The 16,087-nt window shown below is 33.3% G+C and carries 15 protein-coding genes and 2 pseudogenes; 7 read left to right on the top strand and 10 right to left on the bottom strand.

Features of this window, described 5'->3' with window-relative positions; all coding sequences use genetic code 11:
• Positions 1-164: 164 nt before the first annotated feature.
• Both BWZ41_RS06940 and hisS read left to right on the top strand, forming a co-directional pair.
• Positions 165-737 (top strand): NifU family protein, encoded by a 573-nt coding sequence (locus BWZ41_RS06940; RefSeq protein ID WP_143689889.1) that lies wholly within the window; start codon positions 165-167, stop codon positions 735-737.
• Positions 734-1,957 (top strand): histidine--tRNA ligase, encoded by a 1,224-nt coding sequence (gene hisS, locus BWZ41_RS06945; RefSeq protein WP_143689890.1) that lies wholly within the window; start codon positions 734-736, stop codon positions 1,955-1,957. The genes BWZ41_RS06940 and hisS overlap by 4 nt, the downstream gene beginning before the upstream one ends.
• Here the strand turns inward: hisS and surE are convergent.
• Together surE and BWZ41_RS06955 are read right to left on the bottom strand one after the other, a co-directional pair.
• Positions 1,954-2,724 (bottom strand): 5'/3'-nucleotidase SurE, encoded by a 771-nt coding sequence (gene surE, locus BWZ41_RS06950; RefSeq protein WP_006015109.1) that lies wholly within the window; start codon positions 2,722-2,724, stop codon positions 1,954-1,956. The genes hisS and surE overlap by 4 nt on opposite strands.
• A gap of 207 nt (positions 2,725-2,931) precedes the next feature.
• Positions 2,932-4,344, bottom strand: a complete 1,413-nt coding sequence (locus BWZ41_RS06955) for a hypothetical protein (protein ID WP_143689891.1) — start codon at positions 4,342-4,344, stop codon at positions 2,932-2,934.
• 146 nt (positions 4,345-4,490) lie between these two features.
• On the opposite strand from BWZ41_RS06955, the gene BWZ41_RS06960 reads away from it, so the two are divergent.
• Both BWZ41_RS06960 and BWZ41_RS06965 read left to right on the top strand, forming a co-directional pair.
• Positions 4,491-5,765, top strand: coding sequence for an APC family permease (locus BWZ41_RS06960; RefSeq protein ID WP_143689892.1), 1,275 nt, complete (start codon positions 4,491-4,493; stop codon positions 5,763-5,765).
• A 70-nt stretch (positions 5,766-5,835) separates the two neighbouring features.
• On the top strand, positions 5,836-7,122 hold the full coding sequence (locus tag BWZ41_RS06965) for an APC family permease (RefSeq protein WP_143689893.1): 1,287 nt from the start codon (positions 5,836-5,838) through the stop codon (positions 7,120-7,122).
• A 28-nt stretch (positions 7,123-7,150) separates the two neighbouring features.
• On the opposite strand, the gene BWZ41_RS06970 is transcribed toward BWZ41_RS06965, so the two are convergent.
• Positions 7,151-7,576, bottom strand: a complete 426-nt coding sequence (locus BWZ41_RS06970; protein ID WP_017532207.1) for a hypothetical protein — start codon at positions 7,574-7,576, stop codon at positions 7,151-7,153.
• 138 nt (positions 7,577-7,714) lie between these two features.
• On the opposite strand from BWZ41_RS06970, the gene BWZ41_RS06975 reads away from it, so the two are divergent.
• Positions 7,715-8,737 (top strand): aspartate-semialdehyde dehydrogenase, encoded by a 1,023-nt coding sequence (locus BWZ41_RS06975; RefSeq protein WP_143689894.1) that lies wholly within the window; start codon positions 7,715-7,717, stop codon positions 8,735-8,737.
• Position 8,738: 1 nt separating this feature from the next.
• Here the strand turns inward: BWZ41_RS06975 and BWZ41_RS06980 are convergent, their stop codons facing one another.
• Positions 8,739-9,815: a 5-(carboxyamino)imidazole ribonucleotide synthase gene (locus BWZ41_RS06980; RefSeq protein ID WP_143689957.1), complete on the bottom strand. Its 1,077-nt coding sequence runs from the start codon at positions 9,813-9,815 to the stop codon at positions 8,739-8,741.
• Positions 9,816-9,921: 106 nt separating this feature from the next.
• Here BWZ41_RS06980 and apaG point away from each other — a divergent pair, with 106 nt between their 5' ends.
• Positions 9,922-10,326: a Co2+/Mg2+ efflux protein ApaG gene (gene apaG, locus BWZ41_RS06985; protein ID WP_012481895.1), complete on the top strand. Its 405-nt coding sequence runs from the start codon at positions 9,922-9,924 to the stop codon at positions 10,324-10,326.
• A 202-nt stretch (positions 10,327-10,528) separates the two neighbouring features.
• Here the strand turns inward: apaG and BWZ41_RS06990 are convergent, their stop codons facing one another.
• Entirely contained in the window at positions 10,529-12,127 is a 1,599-nt protein-coding gene (locus BWZ41_RS06990; protein ID WP_143689895.1) for an ABC transporter permease, read from the bottom strand.
• Positions 12,128-12,257: 130 nt separating this feature from the next.
• Here BWZ41_RS06990 and trhO point away from each other — a divergent pair, with 130 nt between their 5' ends.
• Complete coding sequence (gene trhO / locus BWZ41_RS06995; protein WP_143689896.1) at positions 12,258-13,103, top strand: oxygen-dependent tRNA uridine(34) hydroxylase TrhO; 846 nt, start codon at positions 12,258-12,260, stop codon at positions 13,101-13,103.
• Here the strand turns inward: trhO and BWZ41_RS07000 are convergent.
• From BWZ41_RS07000 to BWZ41_RS07015, 5 genes and pseudogenes are all read right to left on the bottom strand, one after another.
• The gene (locus BWZ41_RS07000; RefSeq protein ID WP_143689897.1) at positions 13,100-13,510 is read right to left on the bottom strand and encodes a glycine zipper 2TM domain-containing protein; all 411 of its coding nucleotides are present in this window, start codon (positions 13,508-13,510) and stop codon (positions 13,100-13,102) included. The two genes, trhO and BWZ41_RS07000, sit on opposite strands and share 4 nt — an antisense overlap.
• Before the next feature lie 115 nt (positions 13,511-13,625).
• Positions 13,626-14,374 (bottom strand): annotated as a pseudogene (locus BWZ41_RS07005) (IS5 family transposase).
• Between the two features lie 100 nt (positions 14,375-14,474).
• Positions 14,475-14,795 (bottom strand): annotated as a pseudogene (locus BWZ41_RS08210) (IS4 family transposase); the annotation flags it as partial.
• Positions 14,796-14,915: 120 nt separating this feature from the next.
• Complete coding sequence (locus tag BWZ41_RS07010; RefSeq protein ID WP_063630762.1) at positions 14,916-15,443, bottom strand: 5-formyltetrahydrofolate cyclo-ligase; 528 nt, start codon at positions 15,441-15,443, stop codon at positions 14,916-14,918.
• Positions 15,427-16,056, bottom strand: coding sequence for a ferredoxin reductase domain-containing protein (locus tag BWZ41_RS07015; RefSeq protein WP_017532354.1), 630 nt, complete (start codon positions 16,054-16,056; stop codon positions 15,427-15,429). Before BWZ41_RS07015 ends, BWZ41_RS07010 begins: the two co-directional genes overlap by 17 nt.
• Between the last annotated feature and the right edge of the window lie 31 nt (positions 16,057-16,087).

Genomic DNA, 16,087 nt, shown 5'->3' on the forward strand with positions numbered 1-16,087 from the left:
TTATGTTATTTCTCTTTGCCAAAAAGAGAAAAAATACAACAACGCTAGGTAAAACAAACGTGATTATTGTGAATATCAAAAAAAGGAAGAAGATGAATGACATGTATATTTTTTTATCATTTTATGATTAAATAGTAACAATTATAATTGTCATGGTAAATAACATGTTTATCCAGATTGAAGAAACACCAAACCCAAACACGCTGAAATTTCTTCCTGGTTTTGAAATTCTGAGCGAAGGAGAAACAGCTGATTTTTCAAATGCAGATGAAATAAAGAACTCCAAACTAGCAGTAAATCTTTTTCAAATAGAACATGTTGTAAGAGTATTTTTTGGTCATGATTTTATTTCAGTAACAAAATCAGATAGAATGAATTGGGATATAGTAAAGGTGGAAATTTTAACTACAATTATGGATCACTTTACTTCTGGTGGAAAAGCATTTGATAAAGAAGGAGTAAGTGATAATAAAATGCTAGAGGAAGAATTCTTTAATGAAAATGATATAGAAATTGTAAATAGAATAAAAGAATTGATGGAAAGTTATATTAAACCTGCAGTTGCTCAAGATGGTGGTGATATCAAGTTCCGTGGCTATAAAGACGGAATAGTTTACGTTGAACTGCAAGGAGCTTGCTCTGGGTGCCCAAGTGCTGTAATTACCTTAAAACAAGGAGTGCAGAATATGCTAAGCTATCACATACCAGAAGTTTCAGGTATAGAGACTATGCTATGACTAATCAAACAGTTAAAGGAACGAAAGATCTTCTGTTTGATGAATGGTATAAATTTAAATACATAGAGCAAACAGCAAATAGAATCTCAAGTTTATACGGCTTTTTACCTGTTCAAACTCCGATATTTGAATACACAGAAGTCTTTACAAAGACTTTAGGTAATAGTTCAGATATCATAAATAAAGAGATGTATACTTTTATTGATAAAGGAGGAAAGAGCATAACTCTACGTCCTGAATTCACAGCAGCGATTGTCAGGCTACTTATTGAAAAAAAACTGCAAACACCAGTAAAATTATTCTCAACAGGACCTGCATTTCGCTATGAAAGACCACAAAAAGGACGACAAAGACAATTTCATCAGATAAATTTTGAGGTTTTTGGTATAGAAAATCCAAAAGCTGATATTGAATTGATATCACTCGCTCAGCATTTGTTAACTGAATTTGGCATCAATGAGAATGTAAGACTGGAAATCAACTCTTTGGGTGAGAGTGAAACAACAAGTAAGTATAGAGAAGCTTTGATATCGTATTTAAAAAAGTTTCAAAATGACCTATCAGAAGATAGTCAAAATAGATTGATTAAAAACCCACTCAGAATATTAGACTCTAAGGATAAGACAGATAAAGAAATAATCTCTGACGCACCAAAAATCAGTGATTATTATACAAAAGAATCTTCATATTTCTTTGACCAGGTGTTAAATGGACTGCAAGCTCTTGGCATACCTTACACTGTAAATAGCAAATTAGTTCGAGGTCTAGACTATTATTGTCACACAGTATTTGAATTTGTCACAGAAGATTTAGGTGCACAAGGAGCAGTTTTTGCCGGTGGAAGATACGATAATCTAGTATCTTCAGTAGGTGGAAAACACACTCCAGCAATAGGATTTGCAGGAGGTATTGAGCGTATAATGGAATTAATTGATTATTCTGCAAAAAAAGAGAGACCCATTTACCTAATTCCAATTGGTAGAGAGGCTGAAGAATATGCTCTCACACTTGCAAATGAGTTGCGCAGAAATGGCTTGTATGTAATTCATGAACATAGTGGAACGCTTAAAACCCGAATGAAAAAAGCAAATCAAGCAAATGCAAAAGTTGTATTAATCTTTGGTGATGAAGAGCTAAGCAGTAAAACTTTAAAAATTAAAAACATGGATACGGGTGAAGAAAAAGTAATCACTCGTGATAAAATAGTAGAAAATATCTAATCAAGAGCAATAGGAGTGTTAGCTATAGAAGAAAATTCGTCTGCACAAGAATTTTTCATATCGTTCAATGTATCATAATCTGTAAAATCTAACTTTATTGGTGTAATAGTAATAAATCCTTCTTTAATTTTATTTATACTACCACTACCTGAGTGTTCTCGAGACCAATTTAAGTTCAAAAATCCACTCAAGTTTTCAGTAAAAGTTAAATCACCATCAATGTTATATTCACCTTGTTCAGCAAATTCGACCCCTTTCACTTTTTCTGTAGCAGGAAAATTTATACTCATTACTATATTTTTAGGCCAACTAACTTTAACTAGCTTTTCGATAATCTTTGGTGCAAAAATCTTTGTATTGTGCCAGTTTATTTCATTATGATAAGCTTGGCTTAGTGCAATAGAAGGTATAGATCTTGCAGCGCCTTCCATTGCAGCACCAATTGTTCCTGAATAACAAATATCATCTCCGACATTTGATCCAATATTTACTCCGGATAATATTAAGTCTGGTTTTTTATTCATAATTTTATTTAACGCGATAATGACACAATCTGCGGGAGTACCAGATACACTAAACTCTCTTTCACTATGCCGATTTATTTTAATAGATTGCTTCACTGGATAATCAAGAGATCTTGCAGCTCCACTCCTATCAGTATCTGGTGCCACTATCCATATTTCTGATGCAAAACTATGTGCAATCTCTTTTAGTAATCTTATTCCTTCACTTTCAAAGCCGTCATCATTTGTTATCAGTATTATCATATTCAATACTCATCCATCAAAGTATACTGATGAGATTTTAAGTTTCTTTTCATAATCATGGACTTTAACAAAGAATCTGCTACAAATCAATAAGGAAAAATTAGAAGTGCTGCCAGGTTACTGCTGCTTGGCTTGCTGTGAGTTAACCATAAACACCCTTAGCTTCACGCCTAACTCACAACCAAAGCTTAGGTAAGTCTCAGAGCTCTAAGCAGCAGAGAATCTTGTATGCCCTGCAAAAAATGCTTTCATCTTTTCAAGATAAGTAGATGGTTTTTCAGGGATTTCTATATTATCTATTACAGCACTTACTGCTTCCTTGATATCCTCATCTGTAATTAGTTCTTTCAATTTCTGCTTTATAGGAGCTCTTCCAACCTCTTGGCCATATCTGTTATAGTAATCAACATACAGCTTATTAAAGACAAATTGCTTTGCCTCTTCCATCAACTTACCCATACTATCTTTTACTTCAAGATCCATATCATTCTCAGAGTAGAAATTGTCAAAATTATCCTTTAAAATCTTCATCTTTTTACTTTCACAATGGTTGAGAAACTCTTCCGTGATGCTTGGCATTCTTTCGTATACTTGAGCATTTACCTCAACTTTAAAGTTATTTTTTACTTCAAGGTAACTAAGCGAATAAATAATACGATTAAACATTCCAAGATAACATGCACCATTTCCTTCTTGTAAACGCATGAGTAACATGCATTTTAGTAAATCTACATCTAACTTTTGATTCTTGCCTGCAGCTAAAACTAAGTTTGCAGCTTGTGTTAGCGTTAATTCAGTTCTTGATTCTCTATAAGTTGCTCCATTGGAACCATTAAAGTTAAGATAAAGTTTTAATTGTTCTTTTTGATTCCCTGTCAACTCATCTGAATTATTTATGTAATCTTCAAAGTCTTTATTGAGTACATTTGATTGATTCCCAAATTTCTGCTTTAAATCTTGAGCGCATTGTAGAATGCTATGCTGAAAACTACTCGTATGGACACTCTGTCTATCAGCACCCACATCACTTATATTAAACAAAAAGCTCATTTGCTTTACACTTAAACCCAGAGGCGAGAAGAGCTTTATCAATGGATACTTTATTAACTCAAGAAATGCTACTGGAATTAGCAGTGTATAATTTAACAATAATAAACCAAAATTGAATATAAAAACTCTACGTAGAGCTGATATTTTTGATGCAACGTACAAAAATGGAAGCTGTAGATAATATATTAACTGTATATTGAAAAATAAGATTTTGTCCTTTAGTTTTATTGTCGGATCATTATAAATCTCAAATAACATGTTATTACTATCAATGTTGTCATATTTAAATGAGTTATAGTTGTTTGTGATTTTCTCTTGCAAAGGCAGGAGCATTTTCTTCAGGCAAATAAGTGCAGCGATAACAATAAAACCTGTAGCAAAGAACGCTAATGTAGGACTAGAGGTACTTGTAGATAAGTAGGTATAAAGATTACCAATTAATTCACTACAAGGACGAACTAAAATTGGATCAAGGATATAGTTAATGAAAAGACTTAAATAATAACAAATAAAACATAAGAATAAAATAAAACTACAATTAATCAAAAAAACTTTTAACCTTGGATTCATGCTAACTTCATGCTAACTCTTAAATAATTTATTAATATACTTTTAATTATATGCTTAAATTAAAAAAATGCAAATTAAAAAGATCAATTGAAATTTCTGAGCTTCAACTATATTGTTAATTATTCAGATAAAAATTAAACATTTTCGTGTCAAATAAAATAGGCTTTTTTGCTATTTTTGCCTTGGTGATTAGTAGCCAAATTGGCTCTGGAATTTTTATGCTCCCAATTAGCCTTGCACCTTATGGCGCTTATAGCCTCATAAGCTGGGTGATATCAGGATTTGGCGCTATATCTCTTGCTTTAGTTTTTGCTGCATTGTGTGCAAAATTTCCAGAAACGGGTGGTCCTCATATTTATGTGAAACATGCCTTTGGCTCTACAGCAGCTTTTTTTGTTGGCTGGACTTATTGGCTAAGCTCATGGGTTAGTTCAACAGCTGTGACAATTGCAAGTATCGGTTATTTAGCTCCGCTTTTTCATAATGATATACAAGATATACGTTTGCTTTTAGAAATAACATTAATTTTAGCTATCATGCTAATAAACTTAAGAGGGGTAACTACTGCTGGGTATGTTGAGCTTCTTCTGACCATTGTTAAAATTATCGCACTTCTTGCAATACCCATAGCAGGGCTATTTTTCTTTGATAGAAATAATTTTATTGTAAGTGAGGAAGTATCAAACTTTACAATATCGCAAACTCTTGCTCGTTCTACGCTCCTTACTTTATGGTGTTTTATTGGGCTTGAATCAGCAACGGCACCTGCAGGATCTGTCAATAATCCCTCTAAAACAATACCAAGGGCTATAGTGCTTGGAACAGTCTGTGTTGCTGTGATATATTTCATCAATAGTCTTTCAATTATGGGATTGATAAGTGGTAATGACCTAGCTAGTTCAAAAGCACCATATGTTGATGCGATAAAAATTATGTTTCTAGGTAATTGGCATTTAATTATTTCTGTTGTTGCCTTTATCGTTTCTGTAAGTAATTTAAATGCTTGGTTTTTAGCTGATGGACAGGTCACCTTAGGCCTTGCAAAAGACAAGTTAATGCCGCAATTTTTTGGCAAAAAAAATAAGCATGATGCTCCATTATGGGGAATAATACTAAGTACTTTGGGGGTGTTAGTTTTACTTATCCTAACGTCAAACAAAAGTTTTGCTGAGCAAGTAACTTCAATAATTGATATCTCTGTAGTGTCATTTTTGTTTATCTACTTATCATGTAGCCTTGCTTTTCTTAAGGTTATCATTCAAGAAAAAAAATACTGCAAATCTTTAATTGGAGGCGTGGCTGTACTTTTTTGCTGCTGGATAGTATACGAGACTTCTATAAAAACATTGTTAATATCAAGCCTATTCCCTTTAAGCGGCACGCTTATTTATCTACTTTGGTATCATAAACTAAAAACTTAACTTAAATTTTTTATTTGCTAAAATTCTTAAGCTATACTACTGGCTTACATTAATAGAATTAAGAGGTATTGTGTCAAATAAAATAGGGTTTTGGGCTATTTTTGCTTTAGTAATCAGCAGTCAGATCGGCTCTGGGGTTTTCATGCTTCCAATTAGCCTTGCTCCATATGGCGCTTATAGCCTTATAAGCTGGATGATATCAGGAGCTGGTGCTGTGTCTCTTGCGCTAGTTTTTGCTACGCTATGTGCAAAGTTTCCAGAAACAGGAGGTCCTCACGTTTATGTGAAACATACTTTTGGTCCTGCTGCAGCGTTCTTTGTTGGTTGGACATATTGGGTAATCTCATGGGTTAGTACAACAGCTTTAATAGTTGTGGGTGTTGGCTATCTTACACCATTTTTCCATGAAGATATCAAAAGTATGCGTTTATTTTTAGAGCTGTTGTTATTTACAATCATTACATTAATAAATTTAAGGGGAATAGCTACTGCAGGGCACGTTGAGTTTCTGCTCACGGTTGTGAAGGTTGCTGTATTGCTTGCAATACCTGTAGCAGCGTTGTTTTTTTTCGATAGAAATAATTTTATCATAAGTGAAGAAATATTAAGTCTTACAACATCGCAAATTCTTGCCCGCTCTACACTCCTTACTTTATGGTGTTTTATTGGACTTGAATTGGCAACAGCACCTGCAGGGTCTGTTGATAATCCAGCTAAAACTATACCAAAAGCTGTGGTGCTTGGCACAGTTTGTGTTGCTGTTATATATTTTATCAACAATTTTGCGATTATGGGATTGATCAATGGCAACAATTTAGCAAGTTCAAGAGCACCATATGTTGATGCGATAAAAATTATGTTTTCTGGTAATTGGCATTTAATTGTTTCTATAGTTGCATTCATTTTTTGTGTTGGCAGTCTAAACGCTTGGGTTTTATCTAGTGGACAAGTTGCTTTTGGTCTTGCAGAAGATAGACTAATGCCAAAATTCTTTGCTAAAAGGAACAAGCATGGCTCTCCTTTTTGGGGAATAACAGTTAGTTCAATTGGAACTGCAATTTTACTAATTCTCACTTCAAACAACAATTTTGCCCAGCAGATTACGTCGATTATTGACTTTTCTGTAATTTCATTTTTGTTCGTTTATCTTGCGTGCTGTTTTGCCTTTCTAAAGGTTATTATAAAGGAGAGGAGTTGTTATAAGCTTTTAATTGGTAGCATAGCAACAACCTTTTGTTGTTGGGTGATATTACAAACCCCTGTAGGTACTCTGCTGATTTCGAGCCTGTTTACTGCAAGTGGCATACCCATTTATTTATTGTGGTACTGCAAGACTTCTGTGCAACAAATTGAGTAGTGAGAGATGCACTTTAAATGGTTAATATTTATGGGCCAAGGTTTTTTTTCTCTTTATCTACTTGTTCAATATTACCATTCTCAAGTTTGCTACCTACTTCTTCTGTTCGTTTATTATCTATGTAGATCTCATTTTTTGCTTTATTAGAAAGACCTATTTGCGATTGCAGTTTTTTATACTCTTCTTTTTCAGGCGTGAAAATTTTCACTAAAAATCTTCCTATTATTGGTATTGAACTTAAAAAATCCTTTAGTCTGAAAGGTTCTTGCTTTTTATTTGATAGATACTGATCTGTCTTAGGAATTTTTACACCATACTTTTTATCATCAAAATTTATCGCTGGCTTGCTTTTTTTCGAAAGAACATCTTGAATCTCTAATCTATTGACTTTTTCAGGCTTTTGAAATGCAGATACTACAGATTTGACCTTAGTGTCATCATGTTTTTTACTCATTTCATTCTACCATGCAATATTACTAGTATCTTATAATTATAACTAAATTATGGTTAATTGCAAGGTAAAAATATTAAAGTAATTGTAAATTTTATCAGTAAAAATATAATATAGCTTTAAAATCAAAGGTTTATTTATATGGGATGTAAGATTGCAGTTATTGGAGCAACAGGAAGAGTAGGGCGTGAGGTATTAAGCGCGCTTGCCGAGTTTCAAGACGAAGGAAAAATTTCAATAGATTCTGTTGTTGCTTTTGCATCAAAAAAATCAGAGGGAAAAAAGGTAAGTTTCGGCGATGAAGAATTAACTGTCTTAGACCTTGAGAACTACGATTTTGTTGGAATTAATATAGCAATTTTCTGTGCTGGGTCTCATGTTTCCGAGAGATACGTACCGATTGCAACTGAAGCTGGATGTATTGTCGTAGATAATACCTCTCATTTTAGGATGAAAGAAGGCGTGCCACTAGTTATTCCAGAGATCAACAAAGATAAAATTACGGAGTATAAAAACCATAACATAATATCTAATCCAAATTGTACTACAATACAAATGTTGCTGGCATTACATTTATTACACCAAAAAGCAAAAATAAAGAGAATCGTTGCTTCAACTTATCAATCAACTTCTGGTGTAGGTAAAGCAGCAATGGATGAGCTTTACAATCAGACAAAAAAAATCTTTATGAATGAAGCTAAAAAACCTGAAATATTTCCTAAGCAAATAGCATTTAATTGCATTCCTCATATAGGAGAGTTCATGGAAGATGGTTCTACAAAAGAGGAGTGGAAAATGCAAGAGGAGGCAAAAAAAATTTTAGAAGAGGATATAAAAGTAACTGCAACTTGTGTCCGAGTACCTGTTCTTGTTGGTCATGCTATAGCAGTAAATGTAGAATTTGATCAGCATATAACTGAAGAAGAAGCTCGTGAAATGCTCAGTGAAGACGATGGAGTTTTAGTGCAAGATAAGCGCGAAGATGGTGGATATATGACTCAGGTTGATGTTGTGCAAGAGGATGCCGTATACATATCGCGTATTAGACAAGACGATACCGTTAAACACGGATTAAATATGTGGATAGTAGCTGATAATCTACGCAAAGGTGCAGCACTAAATATAGTGCAGATCTTGGAGATCTTGATCAAAGAGCATTTATAGCTCAATAACTTAAATCTATATTGACATGTCCCATTTTACGCTTGTCCCTAACCTCTTTTTTCCCATATATGGTTAAACTAGCTTTTTCGTTGCTCAAATATTTGTGAGAATTATATATATCATTACCTATTATATTTTTTGTCATGCAAGGAAAGCGTAATACTACTTCCTGCACAGATAGACCGCATATTATCCTAACTAGCTGCTCGAATTGACTAACGTTGCATGCATCCAAGCTCCAGTGGCAAGAATTGTGGGGTCTTGGGGCCAGTTCATTAACTAGTAATTCATGATTTTGAGTGATGAAAAATTCAATAGCTAGAATTCCTACTACATCAAGTGCAGTTGCTATTTTCTCTGCAGTTTTTTGTACCTCTTGGGCTAATTTATTATCTATTTTAGCTGGTGCTATTGAAGTATTAAGTATTCCGTCAACGTGGTGATTCTCTGCTATAGTAAAAAAAGCTACTTTACCGTTTTTATCTCTTGCAACGACTATTGAAACCTCTTTCAGTAAATCAACACTTGCTTCAAGAATGTACTCTTTATTCCAATCGAAGGAAGCAAATTGCTTCAGTTCAGAATCATTTTCAATCACATATTGTCCTTTTCCATCATAACCCATTTCTGTTGTTTTTAGCCTCACTGGATAGCTAAAAGTTTCACTACTTTCTAGTAGCTGATTATAATTTTGTATACTTTTGTAATCAGCAGTTTTTATGCTTAAATCTCTAATAAAATCTTTCTCTCTCAGCCTATTTTGCGAAATGTGTAACGCCTTTTTACCTGGATAAAAATCTGTATGCTGCGACACAATATCAATTGCACTACATGGAATATTTTCAGACTCAATAGTGACTAAATCCACACTCTGTGCAAAAGATTCAAGTGCCCTCTTATCACAGAAGTCTGCTATTGTTAAATCATCAGCAACAGAACAAGCTGGATCGTTTTTAGTACTGGCAAAAATATGCGTTTTGTGCCCAAGTTTTATTGCAGCGATAGCAGTCATTTTACCTAATTGCCCACTTCCTATTATTCCTATCACTTTTTTATCCAGTGGATCTGTTTTGTTCATCATGTAGATTAATATTTCCTAGTTAGAGTACGATAATATGCTTGGAAAATCTATGAAAAAAGTGTATAATTGAAGTGTGTTAAACTTTTATCATGAACACTTTACGATGACCATGAAATACACACTTATTACTAATTCTGTCGAAGTTACAGTTTTGCCAATTTACATTGAAGAGCAATCCATTCCTTATGAAAATTGTTACGTATGGATGTATAATGTTAAGATAAAAAACAAAAGCTCATCAACCATTCAATTATTAAGTCGCTATTGGCAAATAATAGATCATAAGGGAAAAATAAATGAAATTGCCGGAGTTGGTGTTATTGGAGAACAACCTGTAATAAAATCTGGAGAGGTATTCAAATATACAAGTGGAACATACTTAAATACACCATCAGGAATAATGCAGGGTAAATATGAATTTCTGAACGAAGAGAGCATAAAAACCTTTGATGTTATGGTACCACCCTTTTCCTTAGATAGTCCATACGTTAACACTAGACCTCATTGATCATCAAGATAGTGTATTTGTTTAAGTGCATCTGAAACCAGTGCTTCTTGCTTTGTCATTTGAGCTTCCATAATGTCATCCGAGTAGCTGATACTGAGATCCAACTAAGTTGATAAACACGAAAGCACTGACCATTTGCTTCTATAGTTGTCTTTTTTCGTCTATCTTATTTTGTTACTCTGCTGAACAGATGCAAAATAGTTTATTTTTGATTCTTATCATCAAGTGTGAATAAGATTATTGTAGAGGTTAAACCTATAATAACTATCATTAACGAAAATGGGGCAGCTTCTCTGTAACGCTCATCGCTGACAAGTTCATATACTCTAGTTGATATAGTTTCAAAATTAAATGGTCTGATAATTAGTGTTGCCGTGAGTTCTTTTACCGTATCCATAAACACGAGCAGAAATCCCGATAGTATGCTTTTCTTGATAAGGGGAATATGAATATTCAGGCACGTGGAAATAGGCCCATGACCCATAGTATATGAAGTCCATTCAATTTCATTTGGTGTTTTTTTGAGTCCCGACTCTATTGCTTTGAAAGATATAGCAAAAAAACGAAATAAATATGAGTAAACTAATGCGCCAATAGTTCCTACCAAGCTAATTTCTACAATATATTGAGTAATGAAAGAAGATATTCTGCTTAAAAACATTATTATGCTAATTGCAATAATTGCATTTGGAATTGCATATCCAAGAGAAATGAGACGTACTATATTGCTTATTACTTTATTTTTACGTGCTGTATATCCAATAATTATTGCAATGCTGATCGAGATTAGCGCGGTAATAAACGATAAACTAATACTGTTTGTTATTATATTATAAAATCTTGCTTCGTATATGAAAAAGCCTTTCTCTATGCTCCAATATATAAGTGGAATCATTGGTAAAATAAAGCCTATTAATATCGGCAATAAACACATAAGATAAGAAAAGATCAACGATATAGAACCGTTTATACTACGTTTATTGTGATAATCTGCATTAGTATTGATTGAAGAGTAAGATATTTCTCTTTTTTGTAGTTTTTTTTCGATAACTATTAGTGTTGCAACGAAAATCAGTTCTGCAACTGCCAAAACAGTAGTTGAATATTTGTCATGCAGTAAAAACCAAGTACGGTATATTCCCGTCGTGAAAGTATCGATAGCAAGAAACTGTGGTGTGCCGAAATCTGTAATTACTTCCATTAGTACCAAGGATAACCCAGCTATAATTGATGGACGTATGGAGGGTATGATGACAGAAAACAGACTCTGTAATGAGGAGAACCCAAGTGTTGATGCAATAGTGACTGAGTTACTAACGCTCTTTAGACTTGAGCGGACCAACATATAAACGTATGGATATAGACTAAATCCCATTACTAATATTCCACCACCTAGGGATTTGATCTCGGGAAACCAATAGTCACCTTTGCCCAATTGAAAAGTATCTCTTAACAAGCTCTGAATCGGACCTGAAAACTCTAGCGTATTTACATAAACAAACGATACTATATATCCAGGAATTGATATCGGAAAGAATAAGGCAATCTCAAAAATTCTACTTCCGGGAAACGAAAAAAATGTAGTAAGCCAAGCTGGAATTACTCCAAATATAAAGGATATTAACCCTACTCCTACCATCAAAATTAACGTATTGAGTATATATTCAGGAAAAAGTCTACTAATTACCCATCCAGAGTTTGCTGATTCTGTAAATAGAATCGATATTAACGATAGTATAGGGCAGACAAATAATACACTTACTAAAAACAAGAATATATTTTTAAATACTCTCAGAAACATTAACTTGAATCTATATTTGATATTAAAATGTTATATGCAAAAACTAAAGATATCCAGTAATTAACAGCCGTCCTATTGAATATCTTCATAATTTTATATATTATGTTTTAAATCGATAAACTAATTAATTATGAGTTTTGTCATTGCAACTTTCTATCATTTTGTAAAACTCTCTAATTATTATGACATGAAAGATGAAATAAAAGTTGCATGCGATAATGTCGAATTAAAGGGTACTATACTCCTTGCAGAAGAGGGTATTAATGCAACTGTATCTGGTAAAAGAACCGCGATTGATAAAATATTTGATTTTTTACGTTCTGATTATAGACTAAGGGACCTTACATGGAAAGAGAGTGCAGCAGAATATCAACCATTTAGTAAGATGAAAGTAAGATTAAAAAGAGAAATTGTGAATCTTGGTGTAAGTAATCTCGATACTTCCATTAGAGGTCAGTACATTGATCCAGATTATTGGGATGATTTTATCTCTCAACCTGATGTTTTAGTGATAGACACACGAAATGAATACGAAGTAAAACTAGGCAAGTTTAAAAATGCAATTAATCCACACACTCAGCGTTTTCGCGATTTTCCTCAGTGGGCAGAGTCATTTTCTGAGAGTAAAGACCTGAAAGTAGGTATGTACTGTACTGGTGGAATCAGATGTGAGAAATCTACAGCATATATGAAAAGCCTTGGATTTAAAGATGTTTACCATCTTAAAGGCGGTATTCTTTCCTACCTTGAAAAAACTGGTAATAAAAGTGGTAATTGGGAAGGCGAGTGTTTTGTTTTTGATGATAGAATTGCTGTTGATCACTCACTCGCCCCAAGTGATAAAATAAAATGCATATTCTGCTCAAGTAAAGTTTCAACTGATGAGCTGAAATCAGTTCCACGTGGCCAGGTAGTTTGCTCTGATTGTAAATCTTTAAGTATTGAAAGAAATTCAGAATATAACACGAACCTTTAACAACTTCTTTCTCCTTGCATATTTGTAACCTTAATTTTGTCAAGGCATTTACCTACGACATAGCCCGCTCCAGCTCCAATCAATGCACCAACTATAGCAAATGCAATCAACACTACACCAGAACCGCCAATAAGAGCTAAAGTTTCTTGCCCTAAACAACATCCTGCAACTAGACCAGCAACTAAACCAATTCCTACACCTATACACCTAAGTTTCATATTATTACTAATATTTCTACCTTTTCTATATTGTATAGATTGTATACTATGATCAGTATCATCATCTTCAAAAGCAAATTCTTTGATATCGTCTCTTGTTTTTAAACAATCGATAAGCTCACCTATTGTGTTGTTACGAAAATTATGTAAATTTATAACGCCATTTTTTATAGATTGTTCAGGTATCATTTTATTTTTCCATACTATTAGAATATGTTTTTACTACACTGATTATCTTAATAATTGGTAAATTCCCATACAATAATAAGTAGATAATCTTACTACTATAGGTGGGACTAAAGCGCTATAAGAACCTGTTTAAAATCTTCGTAATTAGGAGAGAAACGAAGGAGAGAACAATCATCTGTAGGCTAGTATTAAGTTTACGCTCACAATTTTTCCACAATCGTCTACATTTTTCTAACCAAGCGAAAGAGCGTTCGACAACCCATCTCTTTGGAAGCACAACAAAAGAATATAACTCACTGCGCTTTATAACCTCAACAGTTGCACCGATAATATCTTTTATTTGAGTTGCAAATTTTTCTCCGGTGTAACCTGCATCAACAAGTACATTTTTGACCTCAGAGAGATTTTCTTGCGCACTTTCAACCATTTTCATAGCACTGCTGCGATCAGTTGTGTCTGCTGTTGTTACATAAATTGCATGTGGTAAACCCTGCGTATCAACTGCAATATGGCGTTTTATGCCTGAAATCTTTTTACCAGCATCATAGCCTTTACTTTCAGCGGTATCTGTATTTTTAACACTTTGGGCATCAATTATACAGAAACTGGTTTTCTCTTTTCGACCATTGTTGCTCTCCAACTAATTTTTTTTAACTAGTAAACTTGATTCCTCTCCATTCTTTTTATTCCAAGCTTGAAAATAGTAATATATACCTTGGAAAGTTCTTTGGTCTACTGGCAGCCACTTTTTAGGACGTATAGCAGTCCATAAAACACATGATATAAGTCAAGTTTTCTTGGTTTTGTTCTTTTTCTGCTATTTTCTAAAATTGCTCTGATTTTTTCAAATTGCTTTCGACTTATATCACTTGTTTTGCATAGATATACCTCTTTCTTAAATCTATGCCTATTTTACCTCATCTCTCCAAGATTCTTAACAGGTTCTTAGGCAAAGCTACTATCCAATGCTTTTAAATTGCTGCAAGATTCTACAATCAATTTGCAGGGTATTTTAAAATAAAGCCATTGTACATTCTTTTCATAAATTCTACTGCTTCTTTAGTAAACCTGAAATCTAAACCCTGTTTCGTTATTATCACAGATTCTTCATTTAATAATTGGCACATTGTATCTATGATTCAGTTTGTAACCCCTATATTACCCAAAATTATAGCTTTTATGAATCATCAATTACTCAATTTTCTTTTCCTTTTCTGTTTCAATTATTTGCCATTTCATTGAAAAATTTGTTGAGGTGATTTGATAAGCAAGTTATTTTATTCATCATTAGTTCTCTCACTAAAATATACCCGAGAGAATTTTATATCTTCTTATCCTATCTTCTTCATACCTTTATTTCCTTAACTTGATGCCTATCCTTTTTTAAACGTTCCCGAATAGATCCCTACTTTTCCATTTTTAATCTAACACACATCTCAGTAATTATAATATCCAATTTTTGATCGTGTTTTTCCACAGGTAAATTTTTACAATATTGCTTCTCATAGGCTACACCTATAAATATTTTTCCAAGTGGCCGTAATTTTTTTATCATTGTATCATACCAACCACCGCCAAAACCTAACCTATTAAAATGATCATCAAAAGCAATAACAGGAGTAATGATTGTATCGGGGATTATATCTTCATCTGCTTTATTCCATTCCTCAAATTTTAATAACTTATTTTTATTAGGAATTGCTATTTTATAGTCTAAATCAAGCAAACGATGCATCAAAGGCACAACATTAATTTCTCCGTCTGTTGGAATGTACGCTGCTATTGTTTTACCTTTAACGCAACTTAAGTTTTGACTAAAAAGATTAATAAGAGAATTTGCTGCATAATTAGAATAACTTTCATCAATATCTTTTCTTATGGTTCTATATTGCTTCCTTAGTTCCTCTTTGTGCTGTTTAGTGTCTTTGAACATGTTCTATCCATTTTGCAGTGAGCTTTTCTTGTAAACTATTTTGCTTCAAGCGCTCACTTAAAAAATCAAAGTCAACAAGCTCCATATCCTGGTCTTGATTACTGCAACTATAAACAAAACTTATTTCTCCTGTTTCCTTATTTATGTGTTGCTGAATACATTGAGCGCAGATTTCTTTCATCATGCACTGCATAGGAGAGTTAACAGATGATATTGCTACGTGATTTGGTTTTAGGTATGGTTTTAAAATTGTTTTTCTAGCTTCATTTATAGCTTTCATCATTTTATCAGAACCAATAGTGATGATTTTATCTATAGTGTTTAAACTAATAGTAATTTTACCTAACTTTCCTTGCTGATATGAGATTATTGCATCAACTATATTACCATGAAAGGATTTATCCTGTTCTCTGCTTGTTTCTATCAATCTTTCTTCACATGCCCAAACTGTCACGTTTGATGCACGTTCTATCAGTGCTCGTTTAAATACATCACTTAATTTCTTATAGCCAGCGAAATATAAAACCTTATGATTGTTTTCAAGACAAGCTTTGCCTATCGAAAATAACACTGCATTTCCAACTCCACCGCCAATGAGCATTATATTCTTCATAAACTTTTTATGGAGTAGAAAACCTCTCTAA

Origin of the sequence: Wolbachia endosymbiont of Nilaparvata lugens, assembly GCF_007115045.1 — a bacterium.
GTDB lineage: Bacteria > Pseudomonadota > Alphaproteobacteria > Rickettsiales > Anaplasmataceae > Wolbachia.